The following is a 5,265-nucleotide window of genomic DNA, read 5'->3' on the forward strand; positions in this document are numbered from 1 at the left end:
TTGCGCCGTTGCAGGGTCTGGGCGAAGTTCAGCGGCATGCCGACGCTCTGATAGCTCAGGCCTTCGGGTGTGGCATCGACGAACAGCGGCAGCGTCTTGAAGTTGCTCGGGTTCTTGCGGATGAGCGTGCGCGGCATATCGGCTCCTGGCTTAAGGCCGCGGGGCGGCGTCAGTGACTACGCAGGACCTGGGCAACGGTCGCTACGTTATGGGCGAGGTGCAGCGGATTGATTGTGCCGACAATAGCACTGGCGACGCCGGGATGAGTGAACAGCAACTCGAAGCTGGCGCGCACCGGATCGACTCCCGGACTCAGACAGACATGACCGCTGGCCAAGGCTTTTTTCACCAGAATCGCTTTGCCGTGGGCAGCAGCATAGTCAATGACCGCCTTTTCGTTTTGTTCGTTCAGATTGTAGGTGACCATCGCGCAGTCGCCTTGCTCCAGCGCTTTCAGCCCACCTTCGACGGTTTTCCCGGAAAAACCGAAGCCGCGAATCTTGCCCTCGGTCTTCAGCGCCGCGAGGGTGGCGTAGACCTCTTCGTGCTCAAGGATGGCCATGTCGTTGCCGTCCGAGTGCACGAGGACCAGATCGATGAAATCCGTTTCCAGACGTTGCAGGCTGCGCTCGACCGACATTCGCGTGTGCGCAGCGCTGAAGTCGTGGTGCGACAGGCCATCGGCAAACTCTTCGCCGACCTTGCTGACAATCACCCAATCCTGTCGCTGGCCGCGTAGCAGCGGGCCGAGGCGTTCTTCACTGCGACCATAGGCCGGTGCGGTGTCGATCAGGTTGATGCCCAGATCCCGCGCCTGGCGCAGCAGCATGCGCGCCTCGTCATCGCCGGGGATCTGAAAGCCGTTGGGGTATTTCACCCCTTGGTCGCGGCCGAGTTTGACCGTGCCCAGACCCAGCGGCGACACCGACAGACCGGTGCTGCCCAGCGGGCGATGCAGTTCGTGCAGGGTGGCGATGGTCATGGCAGCAGTTGCTCCCACGCGGGTACACCGAGCGGTGGTTTCGGCAGCGGCGGCAGCGGTTCAGTCGCCTGCGGCTGGATGCCGTCGTGTTGCAACGAAGCGATGACGCGGTCGGCGAAGTCCGGCGCCAGTGCCAGTTTGGTCGGCCAGCCGACGAGCAAGCGACCTTCCTCGGCGAGGAACGCGTTGTCCGGGCGGGTCAGGCCGGTCTGCAGCGGCTCGGCGCGGTCGACGCGCAGGGTCGCCCATTGCGTGGTGCTGAGGTCGATCCACGGCAGCAACTGGGCGATTTCCTTTTGCGCGGTGGCGATCTGTTCCGCCGGATCGCGGGCCACGCCTTCGCTTTCGGCGATGTCGCCGCCCATGTACCAGACCCACTGGCCATCAGCCGCCGGGTGCGTGGTCACGGTGATGCGCGGCTTGGTGCCGCCGCCCAGGCAGTGCGCGTACAGCGGTTTCAAACCGGGACCTTTGGCGAGGATCATGTGCAGTGGTCGGCGCTGCATGGCCGGGCGACTGAGGCCCAACGCTTCGAGCAGTTCGGCCGTGCCGGCGCCAGCACTGAGGACGATGCGCTGGGCGCGGATCTCACGCCCATCGACTTTCAGGCCGACCAGCACACCGGCTTCCAGCAGCGGCTCGATGACCTGACCGGCGAGCAGACCGTCGCCGGCCAGCTCGGCCAGACGCTGGATCAGGCTCGGCACGTCGACCACCAGTTCGGCGAGGCGATAGACCTTGCCCTTGAAGCGCTTGTCTTGCAGGGCCGGCGGCAGTTCATCGCCCTTGACCTGATCGACCCGGCCACGCACGGCTTTGCTGGCGAAGAAACTGGTCAGGTTGCCGGCCAGCGTGCCCGGCGACCACAGGTAATGCGCTTCGGACAGCAGGCGTACGCCAGACAGATCCAGCTCGCCATTGCCGGCCAGCGCCTCGCGCCAGCGTCGCGGCATATCGGCGATGGCTTCCGAGGCGCCAGTCAGCGCGCCGTGCAGCGCGTACTTGGCGCCGCCATGGATGATGCCCTGGGACTTCACGCTCTGCCCGCCACCGAGGCTGGCGCTTTCCACCAGCACGGTCGAAAAACCCTGACCGCGCAGGCGCGCATTCAGCCAGAGGCCGGCGACACCAGCGCCGACAATCAGAACGTCGGTGGAAATAACGGATGGCATGCAGCGACCTCGGAGCTTGAAGAAGCCGCAAGTTTCAAGCTTCAAGCTGCAAGCTGCAACCCGGACCAGCAAATCAGCAATGCTTGCGGCTTGCCGCTTGAAGCTTGCTGCTGCTTTTTAATGCCCGGCGGTTTTCGAAAACAGCTGAATCACGACGACCCCCAGCACGATCAACGCCATCCCCAGCATCGCCGGTACGTCGAGCTTCTGCCCGTAAATGAACAGAGCGGCGACGCTGACCATGACAATGCCCATCCCCGCCCAGACCGCGTAGGCAACGCCCACCGGTACGGTGCGCACCACCAGCGTCAGCATCCAGAATGCGATCCCATAGCCGACAATCACCAGAATCAGCGGCAGCGGCGTGCTGAAGCCCTTGACCGCTTTCATCGAAACGGTGGCGATCACTTCGGCGCAGATGGCGATGGCCAGATAGACGTAGGCGTTCATGGTTTCGATCCTCAAATAAATCGTTGCTTGCTGAGGTGACATTCTAGGGACTGCTCAGATGGGGTAAAGTCATTACCTATCTGTTCTGAAGATGGGTTGTAGCAAGCATGCAATGGAATCTCGAGCAGCTGCGGGTATTTGTCGACGTTGCAGAACAGCGATCGTTTTCCGCTGTGGCGCGCCGACAACGCAAGGCGCAATCGGCGATCAGCAGCGCTGTTGCGATGCTCGAGGAGGATTTGGGCGTGAGCCTGTTCGAGCGCAGCAGCGGTCGGCAGCCGATGCTCACCGAGGCTGGCGCGGCGTTGCTGGAAGAAGCGCGGGAAGTGTTGCGCCAGTGCGAGCGCCTCAATGGTCGCGCCATGGCCATGCTACGTGGCCAGGAGGCGCAGTTGCGGGTGGCTCAGGACGAGGCGATGCCGTATCAGGCGCTGGTGGAAAGTTTCGGCGAACTGGCCGAGCAGTTTCCCAGCCTGGAAGTGCAACTGACCAGCGCCGCCCAAGGCGAAGTCGCGCGCAAACTGGTCGAGCGTCGCGCTGATCTCGGCCTGCTGTTCTATCACGATGAAATCCCCGAAGCCCTTGAGCGCCGCGTGCTTGGCCGCGTCGAAATGCTCACGGTCTGCGGCGTCAATCATCCGCTGGCGCAGCAGGCTTACGTGACGTGCGAGCAACTGGCGCAGCACCGGCAACTGCTGATGTCGACGCAGACCAGCGTCTATCCCGGCAACGAGCCGGCCAGCCCGCAGGTGTGGCGCGCCGACAGCTTTTACGTGATGTCCGAATGGCTGGTGCGCGATCTCGGCTGGGCGTGGTTGCCGCGCCACGTTGTGCAGTACTCGGCGTATCAAGGCCAGATGATTGAGCTCGACAGCGAATGGACGCCGCCAGCGCTGGTGGTGGAACTGGTCTGGCGCCGCGACGAACCGCTCGGCCCGGCCGCGCGCTGGCTGGCGGAACGTTTTGCCGTGCACTTGCGGGCGATCGGCGACAAAAGCCGATAAACTCCGCCGCCATGAATAGAACTCTCTACACCGCGCTGTTTTACCTGGGGCTGCCATTGGTGGCGATTCGGCTGTGGCTGCGCGCGCGCAAGGCGCCGGCGTATGCCAAGCGCATTGGCGAGCGCTTTACTCTTGGCATGCCGACCTTGCAGCCCGGCGGCATTTGGGTGCACGCGGTATCGGTGGGCGAAAGCATTGCCGCCGCGCCGATGATCCGCGCGCTGCTGGAACGCTATCCGGCGCTGCCGATCACCGTGACCTGCATGACCCCGACCGGTTCGGAGCGGATTCAGGCACTGTTCGCCAACGAGCCGCGCATGCAGCACTGTTATTTGCCGTACGACTTGCCGTGTGCGGCGGCGCGTTTTCTTGATCGCGTGCAGCCGAAACTTGCGGTGATCATGGAAACCGAGCTGTGGCCCAACCATATTCATCAATGTGCCAAGCGCGGAATTCCGGTGGCCTTGGCCAATGGGCGACTGTCCGAGCGCTCGGCACGCGGTTATGGTCGCTTCAGTAAATTGACCGCGCCGATGCTGGCTGAGATGAGCCTGTTCGCTGTGCAGACCGAAGCCGAGGCCCAGCGCTTCCGCGATCTCGGCGCGCGCCCGGAGACGGTTGAAGTCACCGGCTCGATCAAGTTCGACCTGACCATCGACCCGCAATTGCTGCAGCGTGCTACCGAATTGCGTAGCCAGTGGCAGGCACAGGATCGACCCGTGTGGATCGCCGCGAGCACTCACGAAGGCGAAGACGAAGTGGTGCTTGACGCCCATCGTCGATTGCTTGCCAGCCATCCCGATGCGTTGCTGATTCTGGTACCGCGTCATCCCGAGCGCTTCAATTCGGTGTTCGAGCTGTGCCAGCGCGAAGGTTTCGCCACGGTACGTCGCTCGACCGGGGCCAATGTCGATGCGCAGACGCGCGTGCTGCTCGGCGACACCATGGGCGAACTGCTGTTTCTCTATGCCCTGGCCGACAGCGCATTTGTCGGCGGCAGTCTGGTGCCGAATGGCGGGCACAACCTGCTTGAACCCGCCGCGCTGGCGAAACCGGTACTCAGCGGCCCACACCTGTTCAACTTCCTCGATATCGCCGCGCAATTGCGCGAAGCCGGGGCGTTGGCCGAAGTGGATGATGCCGAAGGCCTCGCAGTCGAGGTGCAGCGCTTGTTCGAACTGCCGCGTGATGCGCAGCGCATGGCCGAGGCCGGGCTGGCGGTGATGCGCCGCAATCAGGGCGCGTTGCAGCGCTTGCTGGATGGCTTGGCGCGGCTGATCCAATAGTCGCCTGGAATATTACTGTGGTGAGGGGATTTATCCCCGCTGGGTTGCGAAGCAGCCCCGAAACCATTCAGCGCGGTGATTCAGTCAGATCTGGCAAGCAGGATTTACGACTGCTGCGCAGCCGGACGGGGATAAATCCCCTCGCCACAGGGATTTATCCCCGCTGGGTTGCGAAGCGGCCCCAAGACCATTCAGCGCGGTGATTCAGTCAGATCTGACAAGCCGGATTCACGACTGCTGCGCAGCCGGACGGGGATAAATCCCCTCGCCACAGGGGATTCATTCCAGATTGTTTATGGTCCGGCCTTACTGTGGTGAGGGGATTTATCCCCGCTGGGTTGCGAAGCAGCCCCAAAACCATTCAGCGCGGT

The 5,265-nt window shown here is 63.2% G+C and carries 5 protein-coding genes and 1 pseudogene; 2 read left to right on the plus strand and 4 right to left on the minus strand.

Features of this window, described 5'->3' with window-relative positions; all coding sequences use genetic code 11:
- From D6877_RS13470 to D6877_RS13485, 4 genes and pseudogenes are all read right to left on the minus strand, one after another.
- Positions 1-137: pseudogene (locus D6877_RS13470) on the minus strand (metal ABC transporter ATPase); the annotation flags it as partial.
- Between the two features lie 32 nt (positions 138-169).
- On the minus strand, positions 170-982 hold the full coding sequence (locus tag D6877_RS13475; protein WP_130911111.1) for an aldo/keto reductase: 813 nt from the start codon (positions 980-982) through the stop codon (positions 170-172).
- Positions 979-2,154, minus strand: a complete 1,176-nt coding sequence (locus tag D6877_RS13480; protein ID WP_130911112.1) for an FAD-dependent oxidoreductase — start codon at positions 2,152-2,154, stop codon at positions 979-981. The genes D6877_RS13475 and D6877_RS13480 overlap by 4 nt, the downstream gene beginning before the upstream one ends.
- A 117-nt stretch (positions 2,155-2,271) precedes the next feature.
- On the minus strand, positions 2,272-2,604 hold the full coding sequence (locus D6877_RS13485) for a multidrug efflux SMR transporter (protein WP_016771980.1): 333 nt from the start codon (positions 2,602-2,604) through the stop codon (positions 2,272-2,274).
- Positions 2,605-2,711: 107 nt separating this feature from the next.
- Between D6877_RS13485 and D6877_RS13490 the strand changes: the two genes are divergently transcribed.
- Together D6877_RS13490 and waaA are read left to right on the plus strand one after the other, a co-directional pair.
- Complete coding sequence (locus D6877_RS13490; protein WP_130911113.1) at positions 2,712-3,608, plus strand: LysR family transcriptional regulator; 897 nt, start codon at positions 2,712-2,714, stop codon at positions 3,606-3,608.
- An 11-nt stretch (positions 3,609-3,619) separates the two neighbouring features.
- Positions 3,620-4,894: a lipid IV(A) 3-deoxy-D-manno-octulosonic acid transferase gene (waaA, locus tag D6877_RS13495; RefSeq protein ID WP_130911114.1), complete on the plus strand. Its 1,275-nt coding sequence runs from the start codon at positions 3,620-3,622 to the stop codon at positions 4,892-4,894.
- Positions 4,895-5,265 lie beyond the last annotated feature (371 nt).

The organism is Pseudomonas sp. Sample_9 (genome assembly GCF_004307535.1).
Taxonomy (GTDB): Bacteria; Pseudomonadota; Gammaproteobacteria; order Pseudomonadales; family Pseudomonadaceae; genus Aquipseudomonas; species Aquipseudomonas mercuritolerans.

Coding starts and splice junctions, on each gene's coding strand:
- D6877_RS13480 (WP_130911112.1), bottom strand. CDS start 2,154: ATGCCATCCGTTATTTCCACCGACGTTCTGATTGTCGGCGCTGGTGTC.
- waaA (WP_130911114.1), top strand. CDS start 3,620: ATGAATAGAACTCTCTACACCGCGCTGTTTTACCTGGGGCTGCCATTG.
- D6877_RS13485 (WP_016771980.1), bottom strand. CDS start 2,604: ATGAACGCCTACGTCTATCTGGCCATCGCCATCTGCGCCGAAGTGATC.
- D6877_RS13475 (WP_130911111.1), bottom strand. CDS start 982: ATGACCATCGCCACCCTGCACGAACTGCATCGCCCGCTGGGCAGCACC.
- D6877_RS13490 (WP_130911113.1), top strand. CDS start 2,712: ATGCAATGGAATCTCGAGCAGCTGCGGGTATTTGTCGACGTTGCAGAA.